This window comes from Mesorhizobium sp. ES1-6 (genome assembly GCF_020164775.1).
Classification (GTDB): Bacteria; Pseudomonadota; Alphaproteobacteria; order Rhizobiales; family Rhizobiaceae; genus Mesorhizobium.
In genome coordinates this window covers 107,793-124,617 of record NZ_JAIUGU010000013.1, presented here as the reverse complement: position 1 = coordinate 124,617, position 16,825 = coordinate 107,793, and the positions used below count along the sequence as shown (strand labels likewise).

At 64.5% G+C, this 16,825-nt stretch carries 19 protein-coding genes and 1 pseudogene; 12 read left to right on the top strand and 8 right to left on the bottom strand.

The genetic code is table 11. The features are described from left to right. Positions 1–348 precede the first annotated feature (348 nt). The 4 genes from sppA to LB564_RS26090 all read left to right on the top strand — a co-directional run bounded on the left by sppA (position 349) and on the right by LB564_RS26090 (position 3,080). The gene (gene sppA / locus LB564_RS26105; protein WP_224542019.1) at positions 349–1,305 is read left to right on the top strand and encodes a signal peptide peptidase SppA; all 957 of its coding nucleotides are present in this window, start codon (positions 349–351) and stop codon (positions 1,303–1,305) included. 78 nt (positions 1,306–1,383) lie between these two features. Then, positions 1,384–1,668, top strand: a complete 285-nt coding sequence (locus LB564_RS26100; protein WP_006200394.1) for an integration host factor subunit beta — start codon at positions 1,384–1,386, stop codon at positions 1,666–1,668. A 52-nt stretch (positions 1,669–1,720) separates the two neighbouring features. Then, positions 1,721–2,077 carry a LapA family protein gene (locus tag LB564_RS26095; RefSeq protein WP_224542017.1) on the top strand — a complete coding sequence of 119 codons (357 nt, stop codon included), beginning with the start codon at positions 1,721–1,723 and terminating at the stop codon, positions 2,075–2,077. A gap of 37 nt (positions 2,078–2,114) precedes the next feature. Further along, on the top strand, positions 2,115–3,080 hold the full coding sequence (locus LB564_RS26090; RefSeq protein ID WP_224542016.1) for an ornithine cyclodeaminase family protein: 966 nt from the start codon (positions 2,115–2,117) through the stop codon (positions 3,078–3,080). Here the strand turns inward: LB564_RS26090 and LB564_RS26085 are convergent. From LB564_RS26085 to LB564_RS26075, 3 genes are all read right to left on the bottom strand, one after another. Then, complete coding sequence (locus LB564_RS26085; protein ID WP_224542013.1) at positions 3,070–3,513, bottom strand: EVE domain-containing protein; 444 nt, start codon at positions 3,511–3,513, stop codon at positions 3,070–3,072. The two genes, LB564_RS26090 and LB564_RS26085, sit on opposite strands and share 11 nt — an antisense overlap. Then, positions 3,510–3,890, bottom strand: coding sequence for a VOC family protein (locus LB564_RS26080; protein WP_224542011.1), 381 nt, complete (start codon positions 3,888–3,890; stop codon positions 3,510–3,512). The genes LB564_RS26085 and LB564_RS26080 overlap by 4 nt, the downstream gene beginning before the upstream one ends. A gap of 77 nt (positions 3,891–3,967) precedes the next feature. Continuing rightward, positions 3,968–4,654, bottom strand: a complete 687-nt coding sequence (locus tag LB564_RS26075; protein ID WP_224542009.1) for a helix-turn-helix transcriptional regulator — start codon at positions 4,652–4,654, stop codon at positions 3,968–3,970. A gap of 135 nt (positions 4,655–4,789) precedes the next feature. Here LB564_RS26075 and LB564_RS26070 point away from each other — a divergent pair, with 135 nt between their 5' ends. The 6 genes from LB564_RS26070 to LB564_RS26045 all read left to right on the top strand — a co-directional run bounded on the left by LB564_RS26070 (position 4,790) and on the right by LB564_RS26045 (position 11,837). Then, entirely contained in the window at positions 4,790–5,872 is a 1,083-nt protein-coding gene (locus LB564_RS26070) for a class I SAM-dependent rRNA methyltransferase (RefSeq protein ID WP_140704160.1), read from the top strand. Position 5,873: 1 nt separating this feature from the next. Then, on the top strand, positions 5,874–6,731 hold the full coding sequence (locus tag LB564_RS26065) for a TrmH family RNA methyltransferase (protein WP_224542007.1): 858 nt from the start codon (positions 5,874–5,876) through the stop codon (positions 6,729–6,731). A 13-nt stretch (positions 6,732–6,744) separates the two neighbouring features. Then, the gene (gene lspA / locus LB564_RS26060; protein ID WP_224542005.1) at positions 6,745–7,242 is read left to right on the top strand and encodes a signal peptidase II; all 498 of its coding nucleotides are present in this window, start codon (positions 6,745–6,747) and stop codon (positions 7,240–7,242) included. Between the two features lie 55 nt (positions 7,243–7,297). Further along, positions 7,298–8,287, top strand: a complete 990-nt coding sequence (locus tag LB564_RS26055) for an MDR family oxidoreductase (protein ID WP_224542003.1) — start codon at positions 7,298–7,300, stop codon at positions 8,285–8,287. 143 nt (positions 8,288–8,430) lie between these two features. Next, positions 8,431–10,722, top strand: coding sequence for a PAS domain-containing hybrid sensor histidine kinase/response regulator (locus LB564_RS26050; protein WP_224542002.1), 2,292 nt, complete (start codon positions 8,431–8,433; stop codon positions 10,720–10,722). A 239-nt stretch (positions 10,723–10,961) separates the two neighbouring features. Further along, a complete protein-coding gene (locus LB564_RS26045) occupies positions 10,962–11,837 on the top strand; it encodes a GNAT family N-acetyltransferase (protein ID WP_224542095.1) in 876 nt (291 codons plus the stop codon). An 89-nt stretch (positions 11,838–11,926) separates the two neighbouring features. Here LB564_RS26045 and LB564_RS26040 read toward each other — a convergent pair whose 3' ends face one another. Then, a complete protein-coding gene (locus LB564_RS26040) occupies positions 11,927–12,559 on the bottom strand; it encodes a trimeric intracellular cation channel family protein (RefSeq protein ID WP_224542000.1) in 633 nt (210 codons plus the stop codon). A 95-nt stretch (positions 12,560–12,654) separates the two neighbouring features. Beyond that, positions 12,655–13,287: a nucleotide exchange factor GrpE gene (grpE, locus tag LB564_RS26035; protein ID WP_224541998.1), complete on the bottom strand. Its 633-nt coding sequence runs from the start codon at positions 13,285–13,287 to the stop codon at positions 12,655–12,657. Between the two features lie 238 nt (positions 13,288–13,525). On the opposite strand from grpE, the gene LB564_RS26030 reads away from it, so the two are divergent. Both LB564_RS26030 and LB564_RS26025 read left to right on the top strand, forming a co-directional pair. Beyond that, a complete protein-coding gene (locus LB564_RS26030) occupies positions 13,526–13,723 on the top strand; it encodes a hypothetical protein (RefSeq protein ID WP_224541996.1) in 198 nt (65 codons plus the stop codon). A 91-nt stretch (positions 13,724–13,814) separates the two neighbouring features. Beyond that, entirely contained in the window at positions 13,815–14,837 is a 1,023-nt protein-coding gene (locus LB564_RS26025) for a fatty acid desaturase (RefSeq protein ID WP_224541994.1), read from the top strand. Between the two features lie 141 nt (positions 14,838–14,978). Here LB564_RS26025 and LB564_RS26020 read toward each other — a convergent pair whose 3' ends face one another. The 3 genes and pseudogenes from LB564_RS26020 to LB564_RS26010 all read right to left on the bottom strand — a co-directional run bounded on the left by LB564_RS26020 (position 14,979) and on the right by LB564_RS26010 (position 16,800). After that, positions 14,979–15,599 (bottom strand): DJ-1/PfpI family protein, encoded by a 621-nt coding sequence (locus LB564_RS26020; RefSeq protein WP_224541992.1) that lies wholly within the window; start codon positions 15,597–15,599, stop codon positions 14,979–14,981. 114 nt (positions 15,600–15,713) lie between these two features. After that, positions 15,714–16,169, bottom strand: a pseudogene (locus LB564_RS26015) (GMC family oxidoreductase); the annotation flags it as partial. A 97-nt stretch (positions 16,170–16,266) separates the two neighbouring features. Continuing rightward, positions 16,267–16,800: a DUF934 domain-containing protein gene (locus LB564_RS26010; protein ID WP_140704139.1), complete on the bottom strand. Its 534-nt coding sequence runs from the start codon at positions 16,798–16,800 to the stop codon at positions 16,267–16,269. Between the last annotated feature and the right edge of the window lie 25 nt (positions 16,801–16,825).

The following is a 16,825-nucleotide window of genomic DNA, read 5'->3' as shown; positions in this document are numbered from 1 at the left end:
TTCTTCTAAAACCCTGCCCCCGGGAGCACCGCCTATAGGTGGGACGCCAGCGCCCTCAAGCAAGCACAAGCCGACGAAAACCGCAAAAATGTGACAGCTGCCGTTGCACAAACGAAACCGGTCAGCGCAACAGCCAGTGCTTCATAGCAGAAATCGACGCCCTTGCGTCATTTTTCCTCACCGAAGTTCTTCCCACTTACCTTGCGTCCCTCGTACAGGCCAGTAACAAAACAGACAGCATGGGAACGCTCGCGCGCGGATTGCCGCGCCATGCGCGGGACGGAACTGCTTCCCGATGAGGACATCATGGTCTAAAAGCGTCTCTTCCCGCTGACTGTGAGGCTGACGATGGCATTGAGAGCCGACGACCTGATCGACCGACGCCGCTTGCGGCGCAAGCTGACTTTCTGGCGTGTCGCGGCCTTTGCCGTCGTGGCGCTCGGCGTGATTGCACTGTCGGCCTGGTTCTATCGCGACGATCTCGGCGGCTCCGCCGTCGACCACATCGCCAAGGTCAGAATCGAAGGCACCATCACCGAGGACGACGAACTGATCAAGCGGCTGGAGACGATCCGTCAGTCGTCGAAGGTGAAAGGCGTGATCCTTGTGATCGATTCTCCTGGCGGCACCACCGTCGGCGGCGAATCGATCTACGAGGAGGTGCGCAAGGTGGCCGCCGACAAGCCGGTCGTAGCCGAGGTCGGCACGCTCGCCGCGTCGGCGGGCTACATGATCGCCAGTGCCGCCGACCATATTGTCGCCCGCAAGACCTCGATCGTCGGCTCGATCGGGGTGCTGATCCAGTATCCTGACGTCAGCGGCCTGATGGACAAGCTCGGCGTCAAGCTGGAGGAGGTTAAATCCTCGCCGCTGAAAGCCTCACCCTCGCCCTTCAAGCCGACCAATGACGATGAGCGCGCCATGGTCCGCAAGCTCATCCTCGACAGCTACGACTGGTTCGTCGGCATCGTCGCGGAGCGCCGCAAGATGACCCGCGAACAGGCGCTGGCGCTCGCAGACGGTTCGATCTTCACCGGCCGCCAGGGTGTTGCCAACGGGCTGATCGACGCTGTCGGCGGCGAGTCCGTGGCGATCGACTGGCTGGCGACCAAGGGTGTCGATGCCAAACTCAAGGTCGTCGAGTGGAAGGACACGGAACGGCGCGGCGGCTTCCTGTTCTCGAAGGCGATGGCACGCACGGTCGCCGGCGCGCTCGGCCTGCCAGACTCCGGCGGCGACGTCATCCATGAACTTGGCGCCGACCGCTTGTTTCTTGACGGTCTCGTTTCCGTCTGGCACCCTTGAGACGCGTTGGGACAGCTGAAAAAGCAAATAAAATCATCCTGATAAATTGACCGAACTGCTTTCACGGGGACCCGTCTGATGATCAAGTCCGAGCTTGTGCAGATTATTGCCACGCGCAATCCGCATCTTTTCCTGCGCGACGTCGAAAACATCGTCGGCGCGATCTTCGATGAAATCACCGACGCGCTTGCCGAGGGCAACCGGGTCGAATTGCGCGGTTTCGGCGCTTTTTCGGTGAAGAACAGACCCGCCCGCACCGGCCGCAACCCGCGCACCGGCGAATCCGTCGAGGTCGAGGAGAAGTGGGTGCCCTTCTTCAAGACCGGCAAGGAACTGCGTGAAAGGCTGAACGGCGGCAAGTAGGCGCGTCGGCGCCGGACGGCCTTATCGCGGCCCGCTTGCGACGGAAAATATCATGCTCAATCGTTTCATGCTCATCGTGGTCTTCGTGCCCCTGGCGATCATTCTGATCGCGCTGGCCGTCGCCAACCGCGAACTCGTCGCCTTCACGCTGGATCCTTTCAATCCCGGCAATCCGAAGCTGACGCTGACCTTGCCGCTGTTCATCTTCCTGTTCGTGGCGCTCGCCATCGGCATGATCGTCGGCAGCCTGGCGACCTGGGTCAAGCAGGGCCGCTACCGCAAGCTGGCGCGCCAGCGTGGCGTCGAGGCGGAAAATCTGCGCCAGGCGGTCAGCCGCGCGCCGACGGCGCCGCACGCCCCGGTCCAAGGACCGGCCCAGGGACCGGCATTGCCGAAGCCGACCGGTTGAGCCGCGGGCCGGCGCATTTCTTTTCACGGAGCCTTTCATGCTGACCATTTCGGCCGCCGAGGTCGATCGCGCGCTGACCTTTCCTGGACTGGTCGAAACGCTGCGCACCGCTTTTCGCCACGGCGCGGTGCAGCCGGTCAGGCATCATCACGCGGTGGAAAGGCCGGATGGCGCGGCGTCGACCTTGCTGCTGATGCCGGCCTGGACCGATTTTCACGCCGCCGGCGGTTCGGCCGGTGGTCATATCGGCGTCAAGATCGTGACCGTCTCGCCCGACAACAATGCCATCGGCAAGCCCGCCGTGATGGGGCTCTATCTCCTGCTCGATGGCGGCACCGGCGAACCGGAGGCCCTGATCGACGGCCAGCGGCTGACGCAGTGGCGCACGGCCTGCGCCTCGGCATTGGCGGCGTCCTATCTCGCGCGCGCCGACGCCTCGCGGTTGCTTGTGGTCGGCGCCGGCGCGCTGTCGCCCTTCCTCGCCAGGGCGCACAGCTCCGTGCGGCCGATCAAGACCATCCGCATCTGGAACCGCACCCCGGGCAACGCCGAGCAAGTCGCGGCCGATCTGCGCGCCGAGGGTTTCGCCGCCAGCGCCGCGACCGATCTCGATGCCGAGCTTGGCCAGGCCGACATCGTCTCCTCGGCGACGATCACCACCACGCCGCTGATCAAAGGGGCGCTGCTGCGGCCGGGAACCCATGTCGACCTGGTGGGCGGCTTCACACCGACGATGCGCGAAAGCGATGACGACGCGATCAGGTGCGCCCGCGTCTATGTCGACACCCGCGCCGGCGCCACCAAGGAAGCGGGCGACATCGTCCAGCCACTGGCCTCCGGCGTGCTGAAGCCGGAAGCCATCGTCGCCGACCTGCACGACCTGGCGCGCGGCCAGAAGCAAGGCCGCCGCAGCGCCGACGAGATCACGCTCTTCAAATCGGTTGGCGCGGCACTAGAGGACTTGGCCGCCGGCATTGCCGTCTACGAAGCGCTCAAGCGATAGCGCCCACAAGCTTCGCCGCAACGCTCATGGCGTCGGCGATCAGATGAAAATCATGCGCGGTGATTTCGAAAAGACCAAAGCGAAGCTGGTAACCCCAGTTCGATTTGCCAGCGGTGAACTCCAGCCTGTCGAGCAACGGCTTGATCGGCGTTTCCTGCGCCTGCGCCCAATCGACATCGCGGCGGTATGGCGTGAAGCCGCCGCCCATGATGCCTTGATAGGGCTCTCCTTCCCGCACGGTGCCAATCGCCGTGAACGCCTGCAAACCGTCTTTCTCGCCCAGGACCGTGGTTGGCGAGTAATAGACGATGCCATCGCCGGGCCTGATGCGGCGCAACGGTGCGGCCTTGCCGTGATTGACCTGCATGAAACCGTCGTTGCGGCCGCGCCGCACATGCTGCGCCGACGCGACCGCGATCCAGCAGGCGTTCATGCCTGTTCTCCGTCGTTCAGCCAATAAACGCGCAGACGGTGATTGTCGGGATCGAGCGCGACGAAAGTGCGGCCGAAATCCATGTCGGTCGGCGCCTGCAATATTTTCAGGCCGCGCCCGGCCCAGTCGGCATGCGTGGCGTCGACCGCGGCAGGCGTCTCCAGCGCAAACACGATCTCGGAACCGCCACCGGCCGCTTCTGCCGCCGGCTCGACCGTATGGCGCGACCACAGCCCGAGCTTGAAACCGCCATCGAGCACGAACAGCACGAAGGTCGGCGCGCTTTCGACCGGCTCCCGTCCCAGCAGCGCGCTGTAGAAGGCGCCGCTCTCGAGCGGCCGGTCGACATAGAGAATAACGAAGTTCGGGCTGGTCATGTCTGATCTCCAAGGGTCGGCGTTTCGATTGGGAGACCCTAGAACGGGCTACTGTCAGATTCTGGCAGTAGCCATCATCAGCCGCGCGGCTTGTCGAGCGTTGCCCGCCATTCCTTGAGCATCGCCTGGCGCCGGCGTGGATAGCGTGTATCCATCGGCGTCAGCTCGGCGATGCGATCCGTGCGAAAATGCCGGAAATCCTGCCGCGTCTCGCACCATGCCACCACGACCCGCACCTTGTCGAAGAAGCCGAGCGCGAACGGCCAGACGACGCGCTGCGAAGCGGCGCCGCCCGCGTCGCGGTAGCGGAAAGCGAGCTTGCGTTCATTGCGGATGGCCTGTCGCACCAGGCCGAGATCGATGCCCTCGATGACTGCGGCCGGTGGCCCGACCAGCAGCGTCGAGGCGTCGAGATCCTCACGCAAATCGTCCGGCAGCACGGCCGCGATCTTGGCCAGCGCATTGGCGGCGGCGGCAGAAAGACGCCGGTCCGGCTGCTTGGCCACCCAGCGCGAGCCGAGCACGATGGCTTCGATCTCCTCGTCGCTGAACATCAGCGGCGGCAGCATGAAGCCAGGCTTCAGCACATAGCCAAGCCCCGCCTCGCCCTCGATCGGCGCGCCTTGCCCCTGCAACGTTACGATATCGCGGTAGAGCGTGCGGATCGAGATCCCGAGTTCATCCGCCAATGCTTGCCCGCTCACCGGCCGGCGGTGCCGGCGAAGCGACTGGATCAGGTCAAGCAGGCGTTCGGAGCGCGACATCCGGCAGATTTGCCTGTTTCTTTGACATTGGTCCATCGCTTGCCGACATGAACGGGAGGCACGGCGAAGCGGACTTGGTTGCGAAGCCGGTTGCCCTATGCCAAAAGCGGCCACGCCGCTCGGAGATGCTCCCGCTTGAAGTCTTTTCGCGACAAACGCCGCGACAGCCGCCCGCCTGCGAAAGGCGGTGCGCAACAGGCGCGTCCGCACGACCGCGCGGCGGCAAGGCCGCAAGCAAAGCCACGCGAAGAACAGACCGGCAAGCCGGACAACCAGTCCGCACCGAAATCCGCGCCGCGCAACCTTGCCCGTCGCGACGGAGCGCTGCCGGCCGAACACCTGCCGCTGATCCTCGAAGTGGCGCCGAACGCCGATTATGCGTTGCTCGACAGCGGCGCCGGACAAAAACTCGAACAATACGGCCCCTACCGCATCGTGCGCCCCGAGGGCCAGGCGATCTGGCAGAAGGCTCTGCCGGCCAAGGACTGGGAGCGTGCCGACGCGATCTTTACCGGCGACACCGACGAGGAAGGCATCGGCCGCTGGCGTTTTCCCAAGACGCCGCTCGGCGAAACCTGGCCGATGAAGCATGACGGCATCGACTATCTCGGCCGTTTCACCTCGTTTCGCCATGTCGGCGTCTTTCCCGAGCAGGCCTCGCACTGGGACCATATGGCAGGGCTGATCGCGGCGGCCAGGCGGCCCGTCAAGGTGCTGAACCTGTTCGGCTATACCGGTCTCGCCTCGCTGGTGGCGGCGCGTGCGGGCGCTGAGGTCACCCATGTCGACGCCTCGAAAAAGGCGATCGGCTGGGCCCGCGAAAACCAGGAGATGGCCGGGCTTGGCGGCAAGCCGATCCGCTGGATCGTCGACGACGCGGTGAAGTTCGCCGAGCGCGAGGAGCGTCGCGGCAGCCGCTACGACATCATCCTGTTCGATCCGCCGGCCTATGGCCGCGGTCCCAAGGGCGAGGTCTGGCAGTTGTTCGAGGACCTGCCTGATCTGACCGACCTCTGCCGCTCGATCCTGACCCCGAAACCACTTGCCGTGGTGCTGACCGCCTACTCGATTCGCGCCTCCTTCTTCGCCATCCACGCCCTGATGCGCGACACCTTTGCCGGCATGGGCGGCAAGGTTGAATCGGGTGAGTTGATCATCCGTGAGAAGTCCGCCAGCCGCGCGCTTTCGACATCACTTTTTTCGCGCTGGGTGGCCTGACATGAACGAACGGCATGCCGGCGCACCCGGCCAGGTGAAGGAAGTCACCAGCCTCGCCAATCCCCTGGTCAAGGACATCAAGGCACTCGCCTTGAAGAAATTCCGCGACCAGCAGAACGCCTTCATGGCCGAAGGGCTAAAGCTGGTCATCGATGCGCTCGACCTGGGCTGGCAGATCAGGACGCTTGTGTTCGCGAAGGCCGGACGCGGCAATCCGGCCGTGGAAAAGGTCGCGGCGCGCACGGTCGCCGCCGGCGGCACCGTGCTCGAAGTCTCGGAAAAAGTGCTTGTCGCCATCACCCGCCGCGACAATCCGCAGATGGTGGTCGGCGTCTTCTCGCAGAAATTCCTGGCACTGAAGGACATCCGTGCCGACAATGGCGATGTCTGGGTCGCGCTCGACCGGGTGCGCGATCCCGGCAATCTCGGCACCGTCATCCGCACCGTCGATGCCGTCGGCGCCAAGGGCGTCATCCTGGTCGGCGACACCACCGACCCGTTTTCCGTCGAGACGGTGCGCGCTACCATGGGGTCGATCTTCGCCGTGCCGGTTGCAAGGGCGACGACCGAGGCATTCCTCGCCTGGCGCGGTGGCTTTTCGGGCCTCGTCGCCGGCACGCATCTGAAAGGCGCTGTCGACTACCGCTCGGTCGATTTTTCTCGTGGACCGGTGCTGCTGATGATGGGCAACGAGCAGCAGGGACTGCCCGAAAGCCTGGCGGCGAGCTGCGACAGGCTGCTCAGGATACCGCAGGCGGGCCGCGCCGATTCGCTCAACCTCGCGGTCGCCACCGGCATCATGCTGTTCGAGATCCGGCGCGGCGCGCTGAAACTCGAACCAATTCCGGACCAGCAATGAAGGTTGCCCAATCGTGAAATCATGGTCTCCCTACGCGCTGCTCGTCATCGTGGCCATCGCGCTCGACCAATGGATAAAGACGCTGGTCGAGGCCGGCCTGCCGTTTCAGGAAAAGCTTGATCTGGTGCCCTTCCTGGCGCTGTTTCGCACCTACAACACCGGCATCGCTTTCTCGATGTTCTCCTCCTTCGGTGACACCGGCCTCGTGGTCATCGCCGTCCTGGTCGTCGCTTTCGTGCTTTACCTTGCCACGCGCACGCCTGCGGGCCATGTCATCGCCCGCATCGGCTTTGCCCTGATCATCGGCGGCGCGCTGGGCAATCTGATCGACCGTGCCGTCTACGGCCATGTCATCGATTACATCCTGTTCCACACGCCGGTCTGGTCCTTCGCCGTCTTCAACCTCGCGGACGCCTTCATTTCCGTCGGCGCGGCGCTGGTCGTCTTCGACGAACTCATCGGCTGGCGGCGCGAATCCACGCCTCCGAACGCCAAGCCTTCCAAGGATTGACCCCGCGCGACCGTCGCCGCACAGTCAGACGCCAAGCAAGTTCGCGGAGAGAAAGATGCCCGAAACCTTCAAAGCCATCCTCGTTTCGCGCGACGCCGAGAAAAAACAGTCGGTCGCCGTGACCGATCTCACCGACGCCGATCTGATGGAGGGCGACGTCACCATCGCGGTCGAGGCGACGACGGTGAACTACAAGGATGGATTGGCCATATCGGGCAAGGCGCCGGTGATCCGCCGATGGCCGCTGGTGCCGGGCATCGACCTCGCCGGCACCGTCCTCTCCTCTTCCAATCCCGATTGGCGCAAGGGCGACAAGGTCATCCTGAATGGCTGGGGCGTTGGCGAAACGCATTTCGGCGCCTATGCCGGGCGCGCCCGTGTTAAGGGCGACTGGCTGGTGCCCTTGCCGGAAGGCATGAGCGCGCATGACGCCATGGCGGTCGGCACCGCCGGCTACACGGCCATGCTCTGTGTCATGGCGCTGGAGCGGCACGGCATCCTGCCCGATCGCGGCCCTGTCGTGGTGACGGGCGCTGCCGGCGGCGTCGGGTCGGTCGCGGTCTCGATCCTGTCCAGCCTCGGCTACCATGTCATTGCCTCGACCGGCCGCAACGCCGAAAGCCCTTATCTGATCAATCTTGGCGTCGCCGAAGTGATATCGCGCGACGAACTCAACCAGCCCGCCAAGCCGTTGGCCAAGGAGCGCTGGGCCGGAGGCATCGATTCGGTCGGCAGCCACACACTGGCCAACGTGCTGTCTATGACGTCCTATGGTGGTGCGGTCGCGGCCTGCGGCCTGGCGGGCGGCATGGATCTGCCGTCGAGCGTGGCGCCCTTCATCCTGCGCGGCGTCTCGCTCCTCGGCATCGATTCGGTGATGGCGCCGAAGGCCGTGCGCCTCGAAGCCTGGCGGCGCATCGGCTCCGATCTCGATGTGGACAAGCTCGCCAGCCTGTCCACGACCATCGGCTTTGACGGCATCATCGGTGCCGCACGCGACATCGTCGACGGCAAGATCCGCGGCCGTGTCGTCGTCGACATGTGACCCGGCTTAGGGATCGCAGGCAGCGGACGGAATTGCCACATAGGCCGGCAAATCCGTCGCCGCGGGGCAAAAACGCGCTATCCGCTAAAATTCGAACGATCCCCCGCAATTTTCCATAATCTCTGTCTGGCAAAGGATTTCGCATGATCGCGGAATCCGACAGCCAACAGGCCGACGCTGGCGACGACATCGATGCGGCACCGGCGCATGCGTCGGCATCGGTGCGACGGTTTATCGCCGCGCCGCCGCTGGTGCCCGATCAGCAACCGGTCAAGCGCGAGGGCCTGCCGATCCTGGCCTTCGTTGTCATGGCGCTGGCCGGCCTCTCCTACCTGACCGGGGCGCCGCCCTTCATCAGCCTTGCCTTGCTGGCAACAGGCCTTGCCGGCTTGGCCATGCATCTCCACGCCAGGCGCGGCGTACGCCACACAACGGTCCTGCTCGACGAGACCACCGCTCGCAACCGCGCCGAGATCGAGACGCTGGCCGACCGCATGTGGGAGATGCAGGAAAGCGAGGAGCGCTTTCGCGGTCTCATCGACGCCCTCGGCGACCTCGTCATCCATCGCGACCGCGACGGTCACATCGTCTATGCCAACAAGGTGTTCGCCGACCTCGTCGAAACCGATCAGCGCGACCTTGCCGGCAAAACGCTGGCCGAGCTCGGCATCGAGGTCGGCATCGTTCCCGATGCCGCTTTCTCAGACCATGAGTGCCTGAGTTCCACCGACGTCGCCATCCGCACGCCCACCGGCCCGCGCTGGTTCTCGTGGATCGAGCTGTCGGTGCGCGACAAGGACAGCGGTGCCGTCTCGCATCGCGCCATCGCCCGCGACATCACCGCCCGCAAACGCGCCGAATCATCCATGATCACCGCGCGCGAGCGGGCCGAGTTCGCAAGCCAGGCCAAGTCGCGCTTCCTGGCCACCGTCAGCCACGAGATCCGCACGCCGATGAACGGCATCATGGGCATGGCCAGGCTGCTCGCCGACACCAGCCTGTCGCCGGAGCAGCAGACCTATGTCGGCGCCATCTCGACCTCGGCCAGCGCCTTGCTGGCCCTGATCGAGGACCTGCTCGACTATTCCAAGATCGAGGCCGGGCGCTTCGATCCCGAACCGCAGCCCATGTCGGTGCGCGAGATCGCCGACAACATCATCGAGTTGATGGCCGCGCGCGCCTTCGCCAAGAATATCGGCCTCGGGTGCCATGTCGAACCGGATGTGCCGCAATTGATCACCGCCGATCCAGGCCGGGTCAGGCAGGTGCTGCTCAACCTCATCGGCAACGCCATCAAGTTCACCGACAGCGGCGGCGTGCTGGTCACCGTCGCGCGCGCCCGAACCGAGACCACCGACCGCATCTGCTTCACCATCGCCGATACCGGTCCCGGCATGCGCGACGAGGACATGGAGCGCATCTTCGAGGAGTTCGAGCAGGCCGACGGCACCTCGACGCGCACGCATGGCGGTGCCGGACTGGGACTTGCCATCTCCAGGCGCCTGGTGGCCGCCATGGGCGGCACGATTTCGGTTTCCAGCCGGCTTGGCCAGGGATCTGAGTTCGTCTTCGAGATCCCCGCCATATCAGCCACCGAACCGCCGCAGGGCCGGATGAACGCGCTTGCCGGCCGACGCGCCGTGATCCTGTCCAAGAATACCGTCGAAGCCGACGCCATCGCCCTCACCATCCGCGCCAATGGCGGCGCGGCCGGCATCGCCACCACCGTGGCCCAGGCAGCGTCCTTCGCCGACGGCTGCGACGTGCTTCTGGTCGACGCGGCCATGGAGGAGAGTGACGGAAGGCTGCTCAAGCGGCTCCGCCAGCATGGGTTTTCCGATTGCGAAGCCGTCACGCTGATCGCCCCCACCGACCGCGGCATGCTTGGCGAGTTTCGCGCCAGCGGCTACGCGACATTCCTTGCCCGGCCGGTGCGTGGGGGAACACTTTTGCGTGTCCTTTTGAGCAGCCATGCACCGGTGCAGGCCCCACCGCAGTCGGAAAAACGCCGCGCACCGGCACATCGTGCCGCGGGCGAACGCCAGCAGGGCCTGTCCGTGCTGATCGCCGAGGACAACGACATCAACGCCATGCTGGCCCGCGCAACGCTGTTGAAGGCCGGGCATCGCGTCAAGGTGGTCGGCAACGGCAAGGCCGCCGTCGAGGCGGTCACCGGCGCCGGGCACAACCGCCGCTTCGACGTGGTGCTGATGGACCTGCATATGCCAGTCATGGACGGGTTGGACGCCATTGCCGCGATCCGCCGCCATGAAGAGGAAACCTCCGTGCCGCCGGTGCCGATCATGGTTCTGTCGGCGGACAGCCAGGAAAAGACCCGCCATACGGTGCTTGCCCACGGCGCCAGCGGCTTCGTCACCAAGCCGCTCGATCCCGACGCGCTGGTCAGTGCCGTCGAGGGCCAGGTCGCCGCTTAGCCACCTTTTCCCGGTGCGTGGCTGACAAGACCACCAAAAAAGCAGCCCGGTTTCGGCGCCCGCGAACGCAAAGCGCATAGGGCTCTTGTGACGCAACATAGCCGGTTGACCGTTTTCGCCAGCCGACGAAGTATTGCCCGCGACGCCGTATCACGGTACTGTCACAATCCTGTTGCACCTACACCGTATCCCCGTGCCAAGAGGGATGGCTCGAAGGAGAATCACTCGTGCATACAGTTATGCCGGAATGTGACACTCGGCCGAACGCCAGCAGCGCCTTGCTCGCCGGACGTAATGTCGATTCCGTCATAAAAGGCGCGGCACTCGGCCGTATCGGCAATCTCGAAGTGCGGCTCGCCCGCAACGAGGCCGAGATCGCGGCCGCGCAGGAAGTGCGTTACCGCGTATTCTATGACGAGCTTGGCGCCAGGAAAGACCTTTTCCAGGCGCAGGATCGCCGCGATGCCGATCGCTTCGATCCGCTCTGCGATCATCTGCTCGTCCTCGATACCTCGCTTTCCGGCCCCGAGCATCGCCGCATCGTCGGCACCTACCGCTTGCTGCGGCAAGAAATCGCGGCAACCGCCGGAGGCTTCTATTCCGAAGGCGAATTCGAGTTGACCAAGCTCATCGCCCGTCACCCCGGCCAGCGTTTTCTCGAACTCGGCCGCTCCTGCGTTTTGCCGCAATATCGTTCGAAGCGCACCATCGAAGCGCTGTGGCAAGGCATCTGGGCCTACATCAACCACTACGAAATCGGTGTGATGACCGGCTGTGCCTCCTTCCACGGCACCGTACCGGCGGCGCATGCCGAGGCACTCACCTATCTCGCCCATCACTGCCGTACCAATTCCGCGTGGGACGTGCGCGCTGTGTCGGGGCGTTATTGCTCGATGGACCTGATGCCGATCGAGGCGGTCAACACCAAGGCGGCGATCGCGGCGATGCCGCCTCTGGTCAAGGGCTATCTGCGGGTCGGCGCCCGCATCGGCGATGGTTGCGTCATCGACCGCGAATTCTCGACCGTCGACGTCTTCGTCGTGATGCCGGTCAAGGAGATCGGCGCCCGCTACGTCAACTATTATGGCGGGGAAGCGCAGCGCTTCGCGGCTTGAAGTGAGTGGTGCGTGATGAACGCTACGCAGCGACATCACGGACTGACTACTGACTACTGACTACTGACTACTGACTATTCCCTACTCACTCACGGAATGTCTTCGGGCCGCCGGCCGGGGCGGCTCTTGTAGGATGGGAACGCCCAACCGAAACGCAGCGCACCGCCACGCACCGCGAAGGCAGCGGCGAAGCCGGCCACCTCCGAAACGATCGGCGGCAATCCCGCGACGTCGCCAGCCGTGAAGATGGCGGCGCCTACCAGAGCCGCGGTAACGTAGATTTCCGGCCTCAGCAGCACAGAGGGTTCGCCGGCCAGCAGATCGCGCAGGATGCCACCAAACGTGGCGGTGAGCACGCCGGTGATGACGGAGACAACCGGTGAGCCGGTAATTGCCAGCCCCTTGGCCGCCCCCATCACCGAAAAGGCCGCCAGCCCGATCGCGTCGAGCCACAGCAGCCATTTCCACCGGGATTCGACACGATGCGCACCAAAGAACACCAACACCGCGACCGCCGCGCAGATCAGCACGTAGCTGGAGTTGGCGACCCAGAAGACCGGCAGATTGAGGATCACGTCGCGAAGCGTACCACCGCCGATGCCGGTGACGCTGGCCAGGAACAGGAAGCCGATAGTATCGAGCTGTTTGCGCGAAGCCGCCAATGCCCCGGTCGCCGCGAAGACGGCAACGCCGGCATAGTCGAGAAGGGCGATGGGATTCATGGAGTGAGTAGTGAAGTAGTCGGTAGTGAATGGCAATTGGCGAAGCAGGCGCTACCCGACCCGGTCCTTGCTACTCACTACTCTCTATTCGCTACTCACGCATCCTTCTCCGCCTGCTCATTGACCGGCCCCGGCTCGACCGGCGCCTCGGCGGCGATTTTGGGACCTCCCTTGGCGACGCCGACCATGGCCGGGCGCAGCACCCGCTCGCCGATCGAATAGCCCGGCTGCACGACCTGGACCACGGTGTTGGCCGGGACATCCGGATTGGGCACTTCGAACATGGCCTGGTGGAAATTGGGATCGAACTTCTCGCCTTCCGGGGCGAGTTTCTTGACCCCATGCCGTTCCAGCGCCGACAGCATGGCGCGTTCGGTGAGATCGACGCCTTCGATCAGCGCCTTGAAGCCGGCGTCGCCCGACGCCTTGGCCTCGGCGGGAATGGCATCCAGCGCGCGGCGCAGATTGTCCGACACCGACAGCATGTCGCGGGCGAAATTCGCCACGGCATAGGTGCGCGCGTCATGCACGTCGCGAGCGGTGCGGCGGCGCAGGTTCTCCATCTCGGCCGCGACGCGCAGCGCGCGGTCCTTCAGCTCTTCATTTTCCTTCAGCAGCCGCACAAGCGCTTCGTAGTCGCCGTCGATCCCGCCTTCCATGCGCTCGGCATTGGCCTCGGCCGTCTCGGCTTCACTGGGCGCGCGTTCGTCTTTTGCCTGGTCGCTCATCGCCGTTTCCCGTCATCTCGAATGGTGTGGATTTTGTGCCCGATATCGAGGTTCGCAGGCCAAAAATCAAGGGGAAAGCGACCGCAAGGCCCTTTGAACGGACCTGGAAGGCATCAGGGCGATGCTTCGATTTTAATTCAAATTTTACCGTACTTGCCGGCTTTGCTTGCCACAAGGGCGTGATGGGGGAACCATTCCCTTGCTGGAGGAGTTTCGGAGCCGACGCAGGATTTTTGAGATGATGACCCGCAACAAGCTTGAAAAAGGCGAAGGGCTCGCCGCGGAGGTTCGGCGCCAGCTCGGTGCCGAGACGATGGCGCGCTTTGTGCGCACCTTGCCAACCTTCCGCGCCGAGACCGACATACCCGATCGATTCAGGCAATTGCTCGACCGCCTTGACCGGGTCGAGAACGGCGACGCCTGGCGCCGGCAATAGCCTCGTCGTCCGGCCTTACGCGACAATTACGCACAGTAACTTTACGTGATGGCCGGCTTGCGGCGGCGGCGCGCCCTGCCTATGCTTCCTGATGAACATGATTTCCCCTGAAGTGGCGGCCAACAGCAAGCGCGCCTGGCTCAAGATTCTGGCACGCTACAAGAAGCCTGACAGGCGGCGCAGCGCGCTCGAACTCGCCATTACCCTCATCCCTTTCGCCACACTGTGGGCTCTGTCTTCCGCCGCCTATGCGTACGGCCATTGGTGGGGGCTGGTCCTCATCCTGCCCGCGGCCGGCTTCCTGGTGCGGATCTTCATGATCCAGCACGATTGCGGCCATGGCTCGTTCTTCGCCAATCGCATGGCCGACGACTGGATCGGCCGTGCGCTTGGCATCCTGACGCTGACGCCCTACGATTGCTGGCGGCGTGCCCACGCCGTGCATCATGCCAGCGCCGGCAATCTCGACGAGCGCGGCATGGGCGACATCACGACGCTGACCGTCGCGGAGTACCGGCGCATGTCCTGGCGCGGCCGCCTGGCCTATCGCCTCTACCGCCATCCGCTGGTGATGTTCGGCCTCGGGCCGATCTGGCTGTTCATCTTCTCGCAAAGGCTGCCGATCGGCATGATGCGTGGCGGACTGACGCCCTGGGTGTCGTCGATGACCACCAATCTCGCCATTGCGCTCGCGGCGGCATTGCTTATCTGGGCCGTCGGTCCAGGCGCGTTCCTGATCGTCCATCTGCCGATCGTCATCCTCGCCGGTTCGGCCGGCATCTGGCTGTTCTACGTCCAGCATCAGTTCGAGGAGACCGAATGGGCGAAGGATGAGGAATGGCAGTTCCAGCATGCCGCCCTGCACGGCTCGTCCTACTACGACCTGCCTCCGGTGCTGAACTGGTTCACCGGCAATATCGGCGTCCACCACGTCCACCATCTCTCCGCCAAGGTGCCCGGCTACCGGCTGCAGGAAGTGCTGCGCGATTATCCGGAACTGCGCGGTATCGGCCGCGTCACGCTGCTCGACAGCCTGCGCTGCGTCAAACTGGCCTTGTGGGACGAAAACCGCCGCAAGCTGGTATCGTTCCGCGAGGCACACGCGGCCCTGTAGAGCAACCCTGGGAACCGCGGGCACGGTTTTGTCCGCGGTTGCGCAACATCAGGAGACAAGCGGGTCAGCGTTTCCGTCAAACGGCGACCCGCTCAGGGATCAGCGCCGCGCCGCGGGCGCGCGGCCCGGCGACGCCTCTGCTCAGGCTGCTTGCCGCTCTTCGCGCATCAGGATCTCGCCATGGCGGATCTCCGTGCCCAACACCTTCAGGCATTCGCGGATGAAATTGGACAGGCCCGGCCAGCCCTTGGCCGACACCAGATTGCCGTCGACATGGGCCCCCGTCGGCGCGACGTCGATATAGATGCCGCCGGCCAGCGTGACTTCCGGCTCGCAATAGTGAAGCGCCGCCACTTCCCTGCCCCGCACCACGCCGTCGACCGCGATCAGGATCTGCACGCCATGGCAGATGGTGAAAATCGGCTTGCCGGTCTCATGGAAGTGCCGCACCAGCGCCTGCACGCGCTTGTCGATGCGAATGTACTCAGGCCCGCGTCCGCCCGCCGCGTAGACGGCATCGTACTGGGCCGGGTCCACCTCGGAAAACGTCTTGTTGAGGATATAGTCGTGGCCGAGCTTTTCCGTATAGGTCTGGTGGCCCTCGAAATCATGCAGCGAGGTCTTCAGCACGTCGCCCGCCTTCTTGTCCGGGCACACGACATGCACCGCGTGACCGACGGCATGCATGGCCTGTTCAAAGACGAAAATCTCATACTCCTCGCTGAACTCGCCAACGAGCATCAATATCTTCTTGCCAGCCATTCCCGGATCCTCCCTTGTGGCCATTTATTTCGGGTCACGAAATAATCGCTCTATGCTAAGGGCAGGACGATGAAAGAGAAAGCGCAAATCGCTCTATTGGTAAGCGATAGCACAAGGCTCCTGTTGCTCGGCGACCCGCAACGGCCCATCGCCGCCATGCAAGGCATCCGCGCCGCGCTGGTTGCCCTCGGAGCGCCGGAAATAGGGCAGCACCTCGTCCCATGACCACCCGTCGCAGCCAAGATCGGCCCATTCGTCATAGTCGCGGCGATGGCCGCGTGCGTAGAGCATGGCGTTGATGGCACTGGAGCCGCCCAGCGCCTTGCCGCGCGGCTGGTACCCCTTGCGGCCGCCAAGCCCCTGCTGCGGCACCGTTTCGAACGCCCAGTTGTTGATCTTCGGCCGACCCGGCAGCAGCGCGATGACGCCAGCGGGCGCCCGGATCAGCAGACTCTTGCCGGCGCCGCCTGCTTCGATCAGGCAAACCGTTTTCGACGAATCTTCGGAGAGGCGCGCGGCAAGCGCGCAGCCGGCGGAGCCGCCGCCGGCGATGACGTAGTCGTAGCGCATGAAGATCCCTCCCGATCGTCAGGCGGATATCTCTATCCGGACGACCAGAAAAGGCCCGATCGCGGGCGATGTAAAGACGTACGGAACTGCCCCAGCGTCAGCTGGTGCGAAGGCGCCGCCAGGAATATTTCGGTCCCTTGGGCTCCGCTATGGCGGCCGGCTGGTAGTAAAGCCCCAAGCCACCGGTACGGCCCTCTTCCAGGCGCTTCAGAAGCACCGGATTCGAGATCTCGAACTCGTCGAAGCCGAGCCGCAGCATATGCGGCAACGGGTCGACCAGGACCTGCCCGGTGGCACGCAGCGCGCCTGTGAAGTGATAGCGGTTGCGCAGCAATTCGCCCTTGGAGAAGGACCGGCCGTCGCCGAAAGCCGGGAAGGCCAGCGCCACCAGCGACAGCTGGTCGAGCAGGCCGGCGATCTTCTCGAGCTGATCGCCGGGCTGCAGCACGACGCCGAGCCGCTCCTTCGCCGAGCGGCGCACCTCCGGATCGAGATCGAGGAACGCCTGCAGCGGCAGGATGAAGCGGCCATTGCCGGAAAGCGCGTCCGCGCTCTCGGCATGCGTCCACTCATCCTCGCGGAAACCCGTCGGGGTCCAGAGGCGGGTTTCCGGTGTCGTCGGTTCAGTCATCAAAATTCCTAAAGATTCAAAGCTC

Coding starts and splice junctions, on each gene's coding strand:
- sppA (WP_224542019.1), top strand. CDS start 349: ATGGCATTGAGAGCCGACGACCTGATCGACCGACGCCGCTTGCGGCGC.
- LB564_RS26100 (WP_006200394.1), top strand. CDS start 1,384: ATGATCAAGTCCGAGCTTGTGCAGATTATTGCCACGCGCAATCCGCAT.
- LB564_RS26095 (WP_224542017.1), top strand. CDS start 1,721: ATGCTCAATCGTTTCATGCTCATCGTGGTCTTCGTGCCCCTGGCGATC.
- LB564_RS26090 (WP_224542016.1), top strand. CDS start 2,115: ATGCTGACCATTTCGGCCGCCGAGGTCGATCGCGCGCTGACCTTTCCT.
- LB564_RS26085 (WP_224542013.1), bottom strand. CDS start 3,513: ATGAACGCCTGCTGGATCGCGGTCGCGTCGGCGCAGCATGTGCGGCGC.
- LB564_RS26080 (WP_224542011.1), bottom strand. CDS start 3,890: ATGACCAGCCCGAACTTCGTTATTCTCTATGTCGACCGGCCGCTCGAG.
- LB564_RS26075 (WP_224542009.1), bottom strand. CDS start 4,654: ATGTCGCGCTCCGAACGCCTGCTTGACCTGATCCAGTCGCTTCGCCGG.
- LB564_RS26065 (WP_224542007.1), top strand. CDS start 5,874: ATGAACGAACGGCATGCCGGCGCACCCGGCCAGGTGAAGGAAGTCACC.
- LB564_RS26055 (WP_224542003.1), top strand. CDS start 7,298: ATGCCCGAAACCTTCAAAGCCATCCTCGTTTCGCGCGACGCCGAGAAA.
- LB564_RS26050 (WP_224542002.1), top strand. CDS start 8,431: ATGATCGCGGAATCCGACAGCCAACAGGCCGACGCTGGCGACGACATC.
- LB564_RS26045 (WP_224542095.1), top strand. CDS start 10,962: ATGCCGGAATGTGACACTCGGCCGAACGCCAGCAGCGCCTTGCTCGCC.
- LB564_RS26040 (WP_224542000.1), bottom strand. CDS start 12,559: ATGAATCCCATCGCCCTTCTCGACTATGCCGGCGTTGCCGTCTTCGCG.
- grpE (WP_224541998.1), bottom strand. CDS start 13,287: ATGAGCGACCAGGCAAAAGACGAACGCGCGCCCAGTGAAGCCGAGACG.
- LB564_RS26030 (WP_224541996.1), top strand. CDS start 13,526: ATGATGACCCGCAACAAGCTTGAAAAAGGCGAAGGGCTCGCCGCGGAG.
- LB564_RS26025 (WP_224541994.1), top strand. CDS start 13,815: ATGAACATGATTTCCCCTGAAGTGGCGGCCAACAGCAAGCGCGCCTGG.
- LB564_RS26020 (WP_224541992.1), bottom strand. CDS start 15,599: ATGGCTGGCAAGAAGATATTGATGCTCGTTGGCGAGTTCAGCGAGGAG.
- LB564_RS26010 (WP_140704139.1), bottom strand. CDS start 16,800: ATGACTGAACCGACGACACCGGAAACCCGCCTCTGGACCCCGACGGGT.